We start from the raw sequence: 15788 nt of genomic DNA on the forward strand, positions 1-15788 counted from the left end.
TCGACTCCTGGAGTTCGCGTTCGACATGGTCGGCTGTGGTTCCGTGAGTTCGATCTACAGCCTATGCGCAAACCGGCCGCCGGCGTCCGTGGCGAGACAGCCGTCACCGACATGCCCGATTGCGCTAGCCTCCTGCCATGCGCTATGTGGCCGCCATCGACCAGGGCACGACCTCGAGCAGATGTATTCTCTTCGACCGTTCGGGGCAGATCGCGGGCATCGGCCGGCGGGAACACGAGCAGATCTTCCCGAAACCGGGCTGGGTCGAGCACGACCCCGAAACACTGTGGCGCAATACCGAATTCGTCCTCGGCGCGGCGCTGGACGATGCCGGCGCCCGCGCCGGGGACATCGCGGCCGTCGGGGTGACCAACCAGCGCGAGACCACCGTGGTGTGGGAGCGCGAGACCGGCCGCCCGATCCACAACGCCATCGTCTGGCAGGACACCCGCACCGACCGGCTCTGCACCGAACTGGCCGGCGAACACGGTACCAACCGCTACGCCGACCGCACCGGACTGCCGCTGTCGACCTATTTCTCCGGACCGAAGGTGCGCTGGATCCTGGACACCGTCCCGGGCGCCCGGGAGCGCGCCGCGGCCGGTGAGCTGTGCTTCGGCACCGTGGACAGCTGGGCCCTGTGGAACCTGACCGGCCGGCACATCACCGATGTCACCAACGCCTCCCGCACCCTGCTGATGGACCTCCGGAGTCTGCAATGGGACAGCCGGATCTGCGCGGAGATCGGCGTGCCGATGGCCATGCTGCCGGAGATCCGCAGTTCGTCGGAGGTCTACGCGGAGATCTCGGCGGGACCGCTGGCCGGGGTCCCGGTCGCGGGAATCCTCGGCGACCAGCAGGCGGCCACCTTCGGCCAGGCCTGCCTGGCTCCCGGCGAAGCCAAGAACACCTACGGCACCGGCAATTTCATGCTGCTCAATACCGGCACCACACCGGTTTTCAGTGAGCACGGGCTGCTCACCACCGTCTGCTACCGGCTCGGCGATCAGGCACCGGTGTACGCGCTGGAGGGGTCGATCGCCGTCACCGGTGCACTGGTGCAGTGGTTCCGGGACAATCTCGGCATCATCGATACGGCGCCGGAGATCGAGGATCTGGCCCGCACGGTCGACGACAACGGCGGCGCCTATATCGTCCCCGCGTTCTCCGGGCTGTTCGCCCCGCGCTGGCGGCCCGACGCCCGCGGCGTCATCGCGGGCCTCACGCGGTTCGTCACCAAGGCACACCTCGCCCGCGCGATCCTGGAATCGACCGCGTTCCAGACCCGTGAGGTGATGGATGCCATGCGCGCGGACGCCGCGGCCCAGTCGCTGGAGCTGGAATCGGTGGCACTGAAGGTCGACGGCGGAATGGTCGCCAACGATCTGCTCATGCAATTCCAGGCCGATATTCTCGACCTGCCGGTAGTCCGCCCGCTGGTCAACGAGACCACCGCGCTCGGCGCCGCCTATGCCGCGGGACTGGCGGTGGGCTATTGGGCGGGCACCGACGATATCCGCGCCAACTGGGCGGCCGACAAGACCTGGACCCCGGCCATGCCCGCCGCCGAACGCAACGCGCGACTCCGCGATTGGGACAAGGCCGTCGAACGTACCTACGACTGGGCGGACTGACCCGCCAGGGCTGTCACCGGCTCATCCACCGCGCGAGCCAAACGTGCCACGGCCTCGGCGAGGACATCCGGCGCGGCGGTGGTGAAACACATCCGCATGGCATGCGAATACGGTGTGCTGACCGCGAACGCCGGTCCGGGCACGAAGGCGACACCCGCGTTCAGGGCGCGGGGTAGCAGCTCGGTGGTGGTGGTGCCGTCGGTGAACTCCGCCCAGACGAACATTCCCCCGGACGCCGGACTACAGCGCAGGCGGTCACCGAACCGGTCGCGGACGGACGCCACCAGGGCCGCGGCCCGGTCGGCGTAGACACCGCGCACCCTGTCGATATGACCGGTGAGCCAGCCGGTGTCGGCGAGTAGTTCGGCGGCGATCTGCTGGGTGAGCGCCGAACCACACAGGTCAGCGCCCTGCTTCAACAGTTCGACCGCCCGGCAGACGCGTTCCGGGGCGACCATCCACCCCACCCGCAGGGTCGGAGCGATGATCTTCGAGGCCGAGGACAGCCGGATCACCGCGGGCGAATACATGGCGACCGGTTCCGGGGCGGGCCGGTCGAACCACAACTCGCCGTAGGGGTCGTCCTCGATCACCCAGAACCGGTGCTTCTCGGCAGCCGCGGCCAGCGCCCGCCGGCGCCGCGCGCTCATGGTCACACCGCCCGGGTTGTGGAAGTTGCTCACCGTATGAACGACCGCCGGCCGCTCGCCGCCGGCGATCAGCTCTTCCAGCAGATCTACCCGCATCCCCTCATCGTCCAGCGGCACCGCCACGATCCGCGCCCCGGCCGCCCGGAAAACCTGGAGCGCGCCGACGTAGGCGGGATCCTCGACCACGACCAGCGCCCCGGGATCCAGCAGAACCTCGGCGAGCAGCGACAGCGCCTGCTGGGAGCCGTGCGTGACGAAGACCTCGTCGACCCCGACGGGCCGCCCGAATCGAGCGGTTTCGCGTTCGGCAAGCACCTCCCGCAGCGGCCCCCAGCCAGGGGATTCGGTGTATTGCAGCGCCGCGGGCGTGCGCAGGGCCGATTCGGCCGCGGCGGCGATACGCGGGCCGGGCATGAGTTCGGCGTCGGGCAGACCGCCGGCCAGGCTGATGACATCCGCGTTCGCGGTGAGTTTCAGCAGGTCGCGGATGGCAGAGCTGGTGAGGCCGGTCAGTTTGGCGGCCAGCGGCGCAGCATTATGGTACATGGGAGCCTCCGGGTATCACCTGGTAGATACCCAATCATCCCATGAAAACCAATATATGAAACTGTGATCTCAAATTATGGGATCAGCGCCGGTCTGCGATCACCCACAAGAGTGTCTTGCCGTCCCGCTCCACTGTGGTAACCGTCTGCTTGTACACGGTGGTCACCCCGGTCGGCCGGCGTTCGGTGAGATCGACATCGAACGTATTCGCCGCCCGCTCGGTGATCCGCACACAGTGCTCCGTACCAGCCGGGATCTGCGCATCGATCGCCTGCTGGATGGTCTCCGCGGAGGAGATCGCCGGCGAATCCGCCGCCACGAATTCCCGCGCCGCGACACCGCTGCGCTGCGTGTAGAACGCGTGCTGGAACCCGAGCACCGCATCCGGCCCGCTGGCCGTATCCCCCTCGCCGTTGCCGACGGTGACCGCGCCGTCCTGGGTCGCCGGACAACTCAGCCCCTCGATCGCCTCCGCAGTGGGCCCGGTACCCGGCTCACCGCCACCACCGCGGACCACGGCGATCGCCACACCGACCGCGATGAACGCCACGGCCACCGCCGCCACCGTCACGATCATGCCGACCGGCAGATTGCGGCGTGGCTTCTCGGCCAGCGCACTGGACACCGACTGCGGGGTGAGTTTCTGCGCGATCGGATCGCTGTCCCAGGACAGACCGCCCGAACGCGGTCGCACCGAACCGCCCACTGGGTCGCCGGAGCCGCCCGACCGGTTCGGTGTGGACCATCGCGGATCCCCGGCCGTGCTGTGCCGGACCGTTGTCTGATCGGATTCCGGCGTCCGGTCGGCGCCCGGCGCCCGGGGCGACGACGGGTCAGCGGGCAGCTGATGACGCACAGTCGCATCCGCATCACCCGGTCCCGGACGCACAACCGGCACGGAATCACCGGGTGCCGGACGATAAACCGGAGTGGAACTGTCCGGCGCACGATACTGCGGCGGCGGCGCAGGAATCGACGGCGGCTCCACCGGCGGACCGGATGCCGCACCGGCCGGCCGCCAAGCCAGCTCCGGATTATCCGCGCCCTCCGGTTTCCAACCCGCTACCGGTAGCTCACCCGTCGGCGGTCCGAACTCCGACACCGGCGGTCCGAACTCCCCCGTGGGGGGACCGAAATCCGCCCGCTCGGGTTCGCGCCCTTTACCTTCGCCCTCGCCGGTCACAGCCCATCCCTTTCGAGACACGCGGGTGGGGCGGCCGTACCCGACCGCCCCACCCGGCAAGATTTCACTCGTGTCAGTACTGGAGTGAACCACCCCACTGGGTATTGACGCCAGCGACATTGATCATCTGCTCCGGGTAGTTACCCGGCGGCAGCAACGGCGGCGGCGGCGGAATCGAGGCCGCTGCCTTCAGCGCGTCCGCACCACCAGGCTGCATGGCGATCCAGTGCTCGACGGCAGCCTTGGCGGCATTCGCCTGCGTCGTATCGATCGTGTGATCGAGCCGGTTGTCCGGCAACCCGTTACCACCGGTGAAGGTGGACACATTGATGGTGTTCTCGTCGACGAACTCCACCGAGATACCGGCCTCGCCGGTACCCGTGGGGGTCCGGAAACCGGCCGTGCCGACGTAACCGGACTGGTTGGTGAAGTGATGGGTGTTCGCGAAATGCCCGGGAGCCAGCGCGGCACCGTCGATCGCGGCACCGACCTCCATATGCGGGCCCTGCATCTCGACCACCGGCGCCACCGGTGCCGACTGCAGACGCGGCGCTTCCCATTCCGGCGCCTGCGGCTGGACGAGGGTCTCGCTTCCCGGCGCGGGGGCCTGCGCGTCACCGTCGGCCTCGGCTTCCGGCGCCACGGGCGGCTCGCCCGGCCGCGCCGGCGGCTGCGTTCCTTCGGGCTTGTTCGGCGCGATCGCCGGCTGCACCGTCTCCTCCTGGCCCGGAACGGGCAGCGGCGCCACCCGCGGGGTGGTGACACCCGGCTGGGTCGGGCCGGTCAGGCCCTGCTCGCCTTCCTCGCCCGGACCCGGCGTCGTGACACCCGGCTGGCTCGGCGTCGGCGTGCTACCCGGCTGATCCTGGTTCTGGTTCTGCACACCCGGCTGGCTCGGCGTGGTCTCCGGGCCTTGCTGCTCCTGCTCGGGCGTGGTGCCCGGCTGCGCAGGTGCCGGCGTGGTCGGCGTGGTCGGCTGATCGCCCGGAACGGCCCCCGCCGGCGACGCGAAGATGGCCATGGCCGCGGCGGTTGCAAGCGGCAGCGAAGTGCTCGCCACCGCCCGGGCCGCCCGGTTCGGCTTACGATGTTTCACTATTCGCCCAATCCCTTTCCCGGATACGGCCCGCCCGTGGACCGCAACCAGTTCTGCCTCATCGGAGACGCGACCCCAGCGGATAGCCCGAGTGGGCCATTCGCTGTCCGACTCCGAAAGGAAGAACCCCCCGGCACCAAACTACGCGACCGCCCGCCGATCGCATTCTCTGCTTCGGAAGTCAATCACACTCGAGCATTTCCGGCAATCCGACGAAAGTTCACCACCAGCAGCAAAACTCAGCGCTTTTCGGCGCGTCTCCGGCGCGCGGGGTTTTGGCCCCCTCGCGCCAAAACCGCCAAGGGCCTCGCTGGACTCGGCACCGCCGCTGGTCGCGTCGGGTTCGATCAGGGTTATGCGGCCTTCGTGGACCTCGTGAGTCTCGGCGCCGCCGGTGGGGAGGTCTCGGTTCGGGGCGGGCCGAAAGGTCAGCCCAGGTCGTCGTGGCGCATGAGTTGGCGGGCCGCTTCCATGACCGAGCCGGTGAGCGAGGGGTAGACCGAGAAGGTTTGCGCCAGGTCGTTGACTGTCAGGTTGTTCTGGACCGCGAGGGCGATCGGGAGGATGAGTTCCGAGGCGATGGGTGCTACCACGACACCGCCGATCACCACGCCGGTCGCGGGGCGGCAGAAGATCTTCACGAAACCGCGGCGCAGGCCCGACATCTTCGCCCGGGGGTTGGTGTTCAGCGGCAGCATCACGGTCCGGGCCGGTACTTCGCCGTCGTCGATGGCGGTCTGGCTCACTCCGACGGTCGCGATCTCCGGGCGGGTGAACACCGCCGCGGCCACCGTTTTGAGGCGAATCGGGCTCACGCCCTCGCCGAGCGCGTGGTACATCGCGATCCGGCCCTGCATGGCGGCGACCGAGGCCAGGGGTAGCAGGCCCGTGCAGTCGCCGGCGGCGTAGATCCCGGGGACCGCGGTCCGGGAGACCCGGTCCACTCGCAGGTATCCGCCGCGGTCGAGTTCGATTCCGGCCTGGTCCAAACCGAGATCGGCGGTGTTCGGCGTGGACCCGACGGTCATGAGGGCGTGCGAACCGGTGACCGTGCGGCCGTCGGCCAGGGTCACCAGCACCCCGTCCGCCGTACGCTCCACCTTGTCCGCGCGGGCGTGCTTGACCAGTTCCACACCGCGTTCGGCGAAGGCGTCCTCGAGAACCAGTGCGGCATCGGCGTCTTCGCCCGGCAGTACGCGGTCCCGGCTGGAGACCAAGATCACGCGCACACCCATTTCCGTATAAGCGGAGACGAATTCCGCGCCGGTCACACCCGAACCGACCACCACCAGGGTTTCGGGCAGTTCCGCCAGGTCGTAGAGCTGGCGCCAGTTCAGGATCCGCTCACCGTCGGGCTCGGCGCCGGGCAGCACGCGCGGCGAGGCACCGGTCGCGAGAAGCACCACCTCGGCCTCCACGCTGTCCTCGGACCCGTCCGCATAGCTCACCGTGACCTGATGTGTGGACCGTCCCGAACCCGGACCGGACAGCCGGCCCCGGCCCGGCAGCACCCGGACCCCCGCCGCCTGCAATTTGGACCGGATATCGGAGGACTGCGCCAGCGCCAGCGCCTTCACCCGCTCGTTGACCTCCGGCAACCGCACCTCGGCCTGACTCGGATCCAGCGTTATCCCGAGGTTGCGGGCACGCCGCAGGTCGGTGCGCACCCCGGTGGAGGCGATGAACGTCTTGGACGGGACACAGTCCCACAGCACGCACGCCCCGCCGATTCCGTCGGAATCGATCAGCTCGACCTGGGCACCGTGCTGGGCCGCGACCAGCGCCGCCTCGTAGCCCGCGGGTCCGCCACCGATGATTGCAATGCGGGTCATAAATTTCCCCTGTCCTGATCACCCGCGCCGGCGCGCGGCAGCGTCGCGGCCCTCACTCGCCGAGGTAAGCCTAGTAGGTGCTGCTCGGGCGAAGCCCATCGACAGTCCGCGCACGGCCGGAGCGAAGGCGGAGGTACGCACAGTAGGCACTGCTCGGGCGAAGCCCATCGACAGTCCGCGCACGGCCGGAGCGAAGGCGGAGGTACGCCTAGTAGGTGCTGCTCACCCGCTCGTCCCCGGCCGGATCCGCGCGTCGCCACTACCGAAGCAGGTTTCCCAGCACGATTTACGACGCCCCGTACCGGCGCGGGCTCCGACACAACTAAGCTGCCGGTGTGCCGATCTACGCTGCCTACGGGTCCAATATGGATTCGACCCAGATGCTCGAGCGCTGTCCGCACTCCCCCATGTCCGGGACGGGCTGGCTGGAGGGCTGGCGCCTCACTTTCAGCGGGGACGATATCGGCTGGGAAGGTCCGCTCGCCACGGTCGTGGAAGAGCCCGGTTCCCGGGTGTTCGTCGTGCTCTACGACGTCTCCCCCGAGGACGAGCAGCGACTGGATCGTTGGGAGGGATCGGATTTCGGAATCCACCGCAAGATCCGCCTCCGGGTCACCCCCAGCCCCGGCAGCGGCGCGGACCCGATCCTGGCCTGGCTGTACGTCCTGGATGCCTACGAAGGCGGGCTCCCGTCGGCCCGCTACATAGGTGTGATGGCCGACGCCGCCGAAAAAGCAGGCGCCCCAGCCGACTACGTCCACGCCCTGCGCACCCGCAACAGCCGCAACGTGGGCCCCGGAAACAACTTCAGCTGAATTTTCGGCGCGCTGGCGCGCGCGGGGTTTCGGCCCCCTCGGGCCATACCGTCAGCCCTCGAGACTCGCGGCTACGCCGCATGCGCTTCGAGGACTGACGGCACGGCCCGGCCAAAACCTCCAAGGGCCTCGTAAGACTCGGCACCGCCGCTGGGCACGTCAGGTTCGATCGGGGTTCTAGAGACCGCCAAGGGCCGCGCTGACCTCGATGCCAATTGTGGGCATTCCTGGATCACCGACCTACGAGTGTCCTTCACGGAGCGGCGTCAGCCATGGGTCTCACGGGTCCGTTTGCGACCGATCCACCTGTGCGACATCCTCCGGTGGATCAGGTGAGTCCTGAACCGGCCTGCAGGACCATGTTGGTGAAGGTCCGGACACCCACCGCGAGGGCGCGTTCGTCGAGATCGAAGGTCGGCTGGTGCAGGTCCAGCTGGGGGCCCTCGCCGGACCAGACGCCGAGCCGGGCCATCGCGCCCGGTACTTCTTCCAGGTACCAGGAGAAATCCTCGCCCCCGCCGGACTGCGGCGTATCGGCGAGCGCGTCCGGGCCGATTGCGCGAACCGCGTCGCTGAGCATCCGCACCGAATGCTCGTCGTTCACGACGGGTGGCACACCGCGCCGGTAGTTCAGCTGGAACCGGACACCCGTGGGCGCCAGCAGGCTGTCGACGATCTCGCGCACCATCGGTTCCAGCAATGCCCAGGTGGCGTGGTCGCCGGTGCGGACGGTGCCGGTGAGCATTCCGGTCTGCGGGATGGCGTTGGGGGCTTTACCGGCGCTGACCGCACCCCAGACCATCACCGTGCTGGTGCGTGGGTCGATGCGGCGGGTGAGCAGGCCGGGCAGGCCGGTGATCACCGTGCCGATGGCATAGACGAGGTCGCTCGTCAGGTGCGGCCGTGAGGTGTGCCCGCCGGGCGAGTCCAGGACCAGCTCCACCGTGTCGGCCGCGGAGGTGATCGCGCCGACCCGGATGCCCACCCGGCCCACCGCGAGTCGCGGGTCGCAGTGCAGCGCGAAGATCCGGTCCACATCGGACACGGCGCCTTCGGCGACCATGTCCAGCGCGCCGCCGGGCATGACTTCCTCGGCGTGCTGGAAGATCAGCCGCACCCCTACCGGCAGGTCGACCTCGGCCAGGGCCAGCGCGGTACCGAGCAGGATGCTCGTATGCGCGTCGTGACCGCAGGCATGCGACACGCCGGGCACGGTGGACGCGAACTCGCGGCCGGTGAACTCCTGCAGCGGCAGCGCGTCCATATCGGCGCGCAGCGCGATCCGGGGCGCGTCCTCGGGGCCGATATCGCAGATCAGGCCGGTGCCGCTGGGCAGCACCCGGAACGACAGACCGGCCTTCGTCAGCCAGGTGCCGACGAATTCGGTGGTGGCGAACTCGGTGCGGGACAGTTCCGGGTTGGCGTGCAGGTGCCGCCGCCAGTGCACGAGATCGACCGTGTGCTCGGCCAGCCACGCCGTTACCGCGTCCTGTCCGTCGCGCACCGAACGGCCGGTTGTGCTCACCGAATGTCCTCCTGTCGTAGAACGAGCAGCTGTGAACCACTTCTCCGCGTGCCGGGCCGAACGACCCGTAACACATATCGCCCGCGACCGGGGTCGCGGTACAGGCGGCGGTTCCCACTCGTCCCCCGGGGAACAGCCGTTACCTCCAGTTTCGCACCGCGACCGGATCTGCGCTCGGCGGCGTCCCGCGGTGACCGCCGGGAATATGCCGGCGGAGCAAGTACCCGGATGCTAACTCTTGGCGAATACCAGGTTATCCGCAGTATTCGGCACCGCCAGCCCGGCCAGCGCCGCCGCATGCAGTGAGCGCTTGATCACCGGCAGGCTGGGGGTCCGGTTGGCGGCCAGTGCCTCCGCCCGGGCGATCGCGGCGGTGCGCAGCGCATCGGCGGCAACGGTGTCGTCGACGATCCCGGACGCCAGTGCTTCCGCGCCGCCGTAGCGATGTCCCGTGGTCATCGCGGTGACCGCCACCTGGTTGGTCAGACGGCCTGTCACCAGCGCGTTCATCCCGATCGTGAACGGCATACCGAGGTGCACCTCGGGCAGGCACCAGTAGCCCCGGTCCGCGCGCATGACCCGGAAATCGTGGGAGCTCGCCAGCATGGCACCGGCGCCGAACGCATGCCCGTTCACCGCGGCGACGGTGGGCAGCGGGAAGGCCAGGATCCGGCTGAAGATGCCGTGTACGAGGTCGAGGTAGCCGTGCATCCGGTCGAGGTTGGCGAACAGCCAGTCGGTGTCGAGACCGTTGCTGAAGAATTTTCCGGTGGCCGTCGTGACCAGGGCCGCAGGCCCCTCGCTCGCCTCCACGGTGTCCAGCAGGGCGTGTGTCTCGTCGATCCACTCATGGCTGAAGCGGTTCTCGCTGTCGGTCTGGCCCTCGTTGCCCAGCGACAACACGAAAACGTTCCCATCGCGTTCCAGGTACGGCATACGTGCAGCGTATCGGCAGAACATCGGGGCCCCGACAGCGGTCGGCGGCGACGCCCGGGCGTTCGGTATCGGCGGTCCGGCGGGCGGCGAGGCCATACACTGACCGCCATGCTTGCCGATGAGGCCGCCCAGGAGATCGCCGCACGGACTTCCGTCGCCCGGCACCGGGTCGCGGTGGTGCTGGGTTCGGGCTGGCAGGACGCCGCCGCCGAACTGGGGCCCCCGACCGCCGAGATCCCGATGCCGGACCTACCCGGGTTCGCCGCACCCACCGCACAGGGGCATATCGGCCGGGTGCTGTCGGTCTCGGTCGCCGGGACCGACGCGCTCGTCCTCATGGGCCGCCAGCACCTCTACGAGGGTTACTCGCCCGCCGAGGTGGTCCATCCGGTACGCACGGCGGTCGCCGCGGGTGCGGAAACGGTCATCCTGACCAACGCGGCCGGCGGTATCCGGCCCGGTCTGCGGGTCGGTGAGGGTGTGCTGGTACGCGACCACCTGAACCTCACCGGCGCCACAGCGCTGACCGGGCCCACTTTCGTGGATCTGGTGGACGCCTGGGACCCCGAATTACGCCATCTCGCCCGCCGGGTCGACCCCGATCTCACCGAGGGTGTGTACGCCGGGCTCACCGGACCCCAGTACGAAACGCCCGCGGAGATCCGCATGCTGGCCACCATCGGCGCCGATCTGGTGGGTATGTCCACGGTGCTGGAGGCCATCGCGGCCCGCGCGCTCGGCGCCCGGCTGCTCGGCATTTCCCTGGTCACCAATCTGGCGGCCGGAGTCACCGGGGCGGCGCTCTCCCATGCCGAAGTGCTGGCCGAGGGACAGGCCGCCGCACCGCGGCTGGGCAAACTGCTGCGCGGGCTGCTGGAGCAGCTGTAGATGCTGACCTTCGGCACCGCGGGACTGCGCGGCCCGCTCGGTCCGGGCCCGGACGCGATGAACGAGACCACCGTCGCCCGCGCGACCGCCGGTCTCGCGGCCTGGCTACGGGATCGCTGCCTGGGCGGTGGACAGGTCGTGGTCGGCCGCGACGCCCGGCACGGGTCGGCCGAATTCGCCGAGGTCACCGCCGAGGTCCTGGCCGCCGCCGGTTTCCCGGTGCTCCGGTTACCCGAACCGTGGCCGACCCCGGTGACCGCGTTCGCCGTCCGGGCGCTGGGCGCGGTGGCCGGTGTCCAGATCACCGCCTCGCACAACCCACCGGCCGACAACGGCTACAAGGTGTTCGTCGACGGCGGCGCGCAGCTGCTCGCCCCGGCGGATACCGAGATCGAACGGCAGATCGTGGCGGTCACCGAACCGATCGCACGCACACCGGTAGCCGAATCGGACGCCGGCCTGCTCTCCCGGTATCTGGCCCGGGTCGCGCAACTACCGCAGCGCATCGGCGGGCCCGGGGAACAGGCCGATATCCGGATAGCCCTCACCCCGTTGCACGGGGTCGGCGGCGCCACTGCCGTCCAGGCCCTCACGGCGGCCGGTTTCGCCGACCTCCAGGTGGTGGCCGAACAGTTCACTCCCGACCCCGATTTCCCCACCGTCGCCTTCCCGAACCCCGAGGAACCCGGCGCCACCGACCTGCTGTTGCGTCTGGCCGAGCGGGTGGACGCCGACCTGGCCGTCGCCCTGGACCCCGACGCGGACCGATGCGCGCTCGGCGTGCCCACGCCCGAGGGCTGGCGGATGCTGCGCGGTGACGAAACCGGCGTGCTGCTGGCCGATCATGTCCTGCGCACCGCACCGCCGGATTCGCTGGTCGCGACCACGATCGTCTCGTCGCGCCTGCTCGCCCGGCTCGCCGCCGACCGGGGCGCCCGCTACGCCGAAACCCTCACCGGCTTCAAATGGCTGGCGCGGGCGGGTGAGGGCCTGGTCTACGCCTACGAGGAGGCCATCGGTCATTGCGTGGACCCGGCCACCGTGCGCGACAAGGATGGTATCTCCGCGGCGGTACTGGCCGCGGATCTGGTGTCCCGGCTCCGCGCCCGGGGCCGCACCCTGATCGACGAACTGGACGATTACGCGGTCCGGTTCGGTGTGCACGCCGGCGACCAGGTCTCGCTGCGGCTACCGGACCAGCAGGCCGCGGCGGCGGTGGTGAACGTGCTGCGCACGGCCCCGCCGCGCGAACTCGCCGGAATACCGGTCGATTACACCGATATGGCGGCGCTCCGCGGCCGGCTGCGCACCGATGCCCTGGTCTTCGCCGGGGACGGCCTGCGTCTGGTCGTCCGGCCCTCGGGCACCGAACCGAAACTCAAATGCTACCTGGAGGCGATCCAGCCGGTTTCCGGTCCGGACGAGTTGGCCGCCGCCAGAAGCACAGCACAGCAACGGCTTTCGGAACTGCGCGAGTACTGTCGCGCACTGGCCGGCTGACCGGATTCACCGCGGCCCGAACTGCCGGTCACCGGCGTCACCGAGACCGGGGACGATGAACGCGTTGTCGTTGAGCCGGTCGTCGATCACCGCGGTCACCAGCCGGACAGGGAGCCCCGAACCGGCCAGCGCCGCAATTCCTTCCGGCGCCGAGACCACGCAGACCGCGGTGATATCGGTCGCGCCGCGGTCGTGCAGCAGTTCGACGGTGTGCCGCATGGATCCACCGGTCGCCAGCATCGGGTCCAGCACCATGACCGGTGTCGCGGACAGATCGCCGGGCAGCGATTCCAGATAGGGCACCGGGAGATGGGTCCGCTCGTCCCGGGCGACGCCGACGAATCCCACTTGCGACTGTGGGACGAGATTGGTGGCGGCCTCGACCATGCCCAGTCCGGCCCGCAATACGGGAACCAGCAGCGGCGGACGTGCCAGGCGCACACCGCGAGTGGCGGCGACGGGAGTCGTGATGTCGTAGTGCCGCACCGGCGCATCGCGGAGCGCCTCGTAGACCAGCAGCCGCGACAGATCGCGCAGTGCCGCCCGGAAAGCCGAGTCGGGTGTGCGTTCGTCGCGGAGCGTGGTCAGCAGGATCGCCACGAGCGGATGGTCCAGGGTGTGCGTGCGCATGAGGGAACGATAGGGTCGAAACCGCGCGTGCCGCCGTCGCGACGGGAATTTCCGGGGATCCGATTTCCGTGGAACCGTGCGGGAAGCCCGTGCGTCGAATCCGGTAGATGACATACTCTGCCCGTTAACGAAGTCGATGGGGGAACCTCTGATGGTGAACATCTCAGCCGATGCCGAGGGCATCGCGGCCTACGGCACCACCGCCGGGGTGATGGCCGCCGAACTCGCGGCGGCAGGGGCCGGTGCGACAGGTGCCGCACCCGCGATTCTCGGACCGATCTTCGGCCTGGTCGGCGGTGATTTTCTGGCGGCCTACGCCGCCGCGCACGCCGGCCACGTGGCCACGATCGGCCAGTTGTCCGCGGTGCTGGGCACGATGAGCGGCGCAGCGGGCGTGGCCGCCGTGAGTTACGCCGAGGCCGATACCAGCAATGCGGCCGCCCTGCGCGGTGCCGCCGGGGAGTGACCGGTGATCGATATCAGCGCGCTGGCGAAGCCGATACTCGACCTGCTCGCCAGTTTCGGCACCGGGGTGCTGAGCACCGGCGGGCCGGGCGATTCACTGCGCTCGGCGTCCACGGCGATCGATCAGGTGCACGCGCTCGGCCGCACGGGCATCAATCTGATGAACACCGCGTGGGACGGTACCGGCGCCGACTCCGCGACATCGAAGGCCCTGCGGGTGCAGACCTCCGCGGCGACCATCTCCGATCGCGGCAACGAGATGGCCACGGTGATGGGTCAGGCCGCGGCCCATGTCGAGACCGGTAACAAGGATCTGACCGCCATCGCGCAGTCGTTCGTGAACACCGCCACCGCCGCAGCCCCCACATTGGGCACCCCGGCCGGGTTGTCGCTGCTGGTCGGGTCCGCGATCGATCATCTGGGCCAGGCACTGGGCGTTGTGGGCCGGGTGCAGAACGAGCTCCAGACCCAGACCTCGTCGATGAATGAACTCACCCCGCCGCCGACCACCCCGACAGCGGCGAACGCCGCGCCGATCAGCACTCAGGCGCTGTCCACGGCGACCTCCGGCCTCACCAACGTCGCCGGAGTCGCCGGCAGCTTGATGAGTACGGCGATGTCGAGCACGAGCGGCACCACGACCACCAGTGCCGGGACCCCCGGGAAGAAGACCACCACCTCGACCGGTACGACCGACGGCGAGGGCGTGAAGATCACCCTGCCGGACGGCAGTGTCGTCGAGGCACCGAACGAGAAGGCGGCCACCGCGGTGAAGGCGGCCCTGGGCACCGTCGGCACCCCGTATGTCTGGGGTGGCAACACCCCGGGCGCGGGCCTGGACTGCAGCGGTATGACGAAATACGCCTACGGCGAGGCCGGGGTGGAGCTGCCCCGGCTGGCCCATGAGCAGGCCAACGGCGCGACTCCGGTCTCCCCGGGCGACCTCATGCCCGGCGATCTGGCGGTCTGGGACGGCCATGTGGCCATGGTGATCGGCAACGGGCAGCTGGTCGAGGCCGGCGATCCGGTGCAGGTCGGCGCCATCCGCACCGAGAACAGCGGGATGGAGTTCTACGGGTTCTACCGGCCGACGGAATGACCCGGCCGTATACCGACGGGCCCCACGGTGGGCGGACATCCGATCATGACGAGTGGACACGAGTATGAGTGAGCAGCAGATTCCCGAGGTGCCGAATGTCACCGTCGCGGGGAGCCGGAACCGCGCCGGCACCCTGTCGGTGCGGGCCACCGATCAGGGCATGCCGGTGGAGATCAAATTCGAGCGCAGCGAATACCGTTACGGCGCACAGGCTCTCGCCGACGAAATCCTCCGGCTGACCAAACGTTCGACCATTGCGGCGAAGGCCAAGCGGCGCGAGGTCCTGAGCGAAAGCGGGATGCCCGCGGAAATCCTCGATCAGCTGGGGCTGCCCACCCGGCAGCAGGCAGTGGACGAACTGGATCGGATGGACGACGCCGATACCGGCCCCACGAGCTGGATGAGGCCGGTATGAGCCGGCACGAGCAGCAGGTCACACGGCGCCACCGTGGCGTGCGCCCCCGGGGAGCTAGGAGACAGACAGCATGAGCGCGGAAATGGATGCCCTGGTGGCCGGTGCCACCCAGAAACTGGAAGCGCTCGAAGCGGCGCTGTACGGGCTGAAACAGGTCCGGGGGCAGTTCACCACCGAAGACGGAATGGTGAGCGCGGAGATCGACAGCGACGGCGCCCTCGTGGGTTTGCAGCTCACCGAAGCGGTCACCTCGCTGCCGCCCGCCGAGGCGGCGCAGCTCATCATCGCGGCCTGCCGGCAGGCCGCCGAGCAGGCCGGTAACCAGCGCTCGGAGGTCGTTGCCGCACTGAACGAATCGTTCGCACCGGCAGCGCAGAACCTTCCGGAGACCACCGGAAGCGCTCCCAGCGGCATGTGATCGCCGGCGTGCACCGGAATCGCTGCCCCCGGGAAAGGCGTATTCGGCGCGCACGGTCCGTCGAATACGCGTACCTCCGCATTCGCTCCGGCCATACGCACCCCGCGTACCCGCAACATCCCCTCCCGCATCGCACATCACGCGCACCTCAGCAGT

General features: G+C 69.4%; 15 protein-coding genes. 8 read left to right on the forward strand and 7 right to left on the reverse strand.

Annotated features, from left to right (window positions below; genetic code table 11):
* Positions 1–137 precede the first annotated feature (137 nt).
* Positions 138–1634, forward strand: a complete 1497-nt coding sequence (gene glpK / locus ACIA75_RS34265; RefSeq protein WP_397111222.1) for a glycerol kinase GlpK — start codon at positions 138–140, stop codon at positions 1632–1634.
* Here the strand turns inward: glpK and ACIA75_RS34270 are convergent.
* From ACIA75_RS34270 to ACIA75_RS34285, 4 genes are all read right to left on the reverse strand, one after another.
* Positions 1616–2830 carry a PLP-dependent aminotransferase family protein gene (locus tag ACIA75_RS34270; protein WP_397111223.1) on the reverse strand — a complete coding sequence of 405 codons (1215 nt, stop codon included), beginning with the start codon at positions 2828–2830 and terminating at the stop codon, positions 1616–1618. The two genes, glpK and ACIA75_RS34270, sit on opposite strands and share 19 nt — an antisense overlap.
* Before the next feature lie 82 nt (positions 2831–2912).
* The gene (locus ACIA75_RS34275; protein ID WP_397111224.1) at positions 2913–3524 is read right to left on the reverse strand and encodes a hypothetical protein; all 612 of its coding nucleotides are present in this window, start codon (positions 3522–3524) and stop codon (positions 2913–2915) included.
* A gap of 562 nt (positions 3525–4086) precedes the next feature.
* Positions 4087–5109: a hypothetical protein gene (locus ACIA75_RS34280; protein ID WP_397111225.1), complete on the reverse strand. Its 1023-nt coding sequence runs from the start codon at positions 5107–5109 to the stop codon at positions 4087–4089.
* Between the two features lie 428 nt (positions 5110–5537).
* Entirely contained in the window at positions 5538–6941 is a 1404-nt protein-coding gene (locus tag ACIA75_RS34285) for an NAD(P)H-quinone dehydrogenase (RefSeq protein WP_397111226.1), read from the reverse strand.
* A gap of 335 nt (positions 6942–7276) precedes the next feature.
* On the opposite strand from ACIA75_RS34285, the gene ACIA75_RS34290 reads away from it, so the two are divergent.
* Positions 7277–7756 carry a gamma-glutamylcyclotransferase gene (locus tag ACIA75_RS34290; RefSeq protein WP_397111227.1) on the forward strand — a complete coding sequence of 160 codons (480 nt, stop codon included), beginning with the start codon at positions 7277–7279 and terminating at the stop codon, positions 7754–7756.
* Between the two features lie 328 nt (positions 7757–8084).
* Here ACIA75_RS34290 and ACIA75_RS34295 read toward each other — a convergent pair whose 3' ends face one another.
* Complete coding sequence (locus ACIA75_RS34295) at positions 8085–9260, reverse strand: M20 family metallopeptidase (RefSeq protein WP_397111356.1); 1176 nt, start codon at positions 9258–9260, stop codon at positions 8085–8087.
* A gap of 252 nt (positions 9261–9512) precedes the next feature.
* Positions 9513–10217 carry an enoyl-CoA hydratase/isomerase family protein gene (locus ACIA75_RS34300; protein ID WP_397111228.1) on the reverse strand — a complete coding sequence of 235 codons (705 nt, stop codon included), beginning with the start codon at positions 10215–10217 and terminating at the stop codon, positions 9513–9515.
* A gap of 108 nt (positions 10218–10325) precedes the next feature.
* Here ACIA75_RS34300 and ACIA75_RS34305 point away from each other — a divergent pair, with 108 nt between their 5' ends.
* Together ACIA75_RS34305 and ACIA75_RS34310 are read left to right on the forward strand one after the other, a co-directional pair.
* The gene (locus ACIA75_RS34305; RefSeq protein ID WP_397111229.1) at positions 10326–11105 is read left to right on the forward strand and encodes a purine-nucleoside phosphorylase; all 780 of its coding nucleotides are present in this window, start codon (positions 10326–10328) and stop codon (positions 11103–11105) included.
* On the forward strand, positions 11106–12605 hold the full coding sequence (locus ACIA75_RS34310) for a phospho-sugar mutase (RefSeq protein WP_397111230.1): 1500 nt from the start codon (positions 11106–11108) through the stop codon (positions 12603–12605). It begins immediately after the preceding gene.
* 6 nt (positions 12606–12611) lie between these two features.
* On the opposite strand, the gene upp is transcribed toward ACIA75_RS34310, so the two are convergent.
* Positions 12612–13235 (reverse strand): uracil phosphoribosyltransferase, encoded by a 624-nt coding sequence (gene upp, locus ACIA75_RS34315; RefSeq protein ID WP_397111231.1) that lies wholly within the window; start codon positions 13233–13235, stop codon positions 12612–12614.
* A gap of 151 nt (positions 13236–13386) precedes the next feature.
* Here upp and ACIA75_RS34320 point away from each other — a divergent pair, with 151 nt between their 5' ends.
* From ACIA75_RS34320 to ACIA75_RS34335, 4 genes are all read left to right on the forward strand, one after another.
* Complete coding sequence (locus ACIA75_RS34320; protein ID WP_397111232.1) at positions 13387–13701, forward strand: type VII secretion target; 315 nt, start codon at positions 13387–13389, stop codon at positions 13699–13701.
* A gap of 3 nt (positions 13702–13704) precedes the next feature.
* Positions 13705–14799: a C40 family peptidase gene (locus tag ACIA75_RS34325; protein WP_397111233.1), complete on the forward strand. Its 1095-nt coding sequence runs from the start codon at positions 13705–13707 to the stop codon at positions 14797–14799.
* Positions 14800–14863: 64 nt separating this feature from the next.
* Positions 14864–15214, forward strand: coding sequence for a hypothetical protein (locus tag ACIA75_RS34330; protein ID WP_397111234.1), 351 nt, complete (start codon positions 14864–14866; stop codon positions 15212–15214).
* 70 nt (positions 15215–15284) lie between these two features.
* Entirely contained in the window at positions 15285–15632 is a 348-nt protein-coding gene (locus ACIA75_RS34335; RefSeq protein WP_397111235.1) for a YbaB/EbfC family nucleoid-associated protein, read from the forward strand.
* Positions 15633–15788: the final 156 nt, after the last annotated feature.

This window comes from Nocardia sp. NPDC051750, from assembly GCF_044453135.1.
Taxonomy (GTDB): domain Bacteria; phylum Actinomycetota; class Actinomycetes; order Mycobacteriales; family Mycobacteriaceae; genus Nocardia.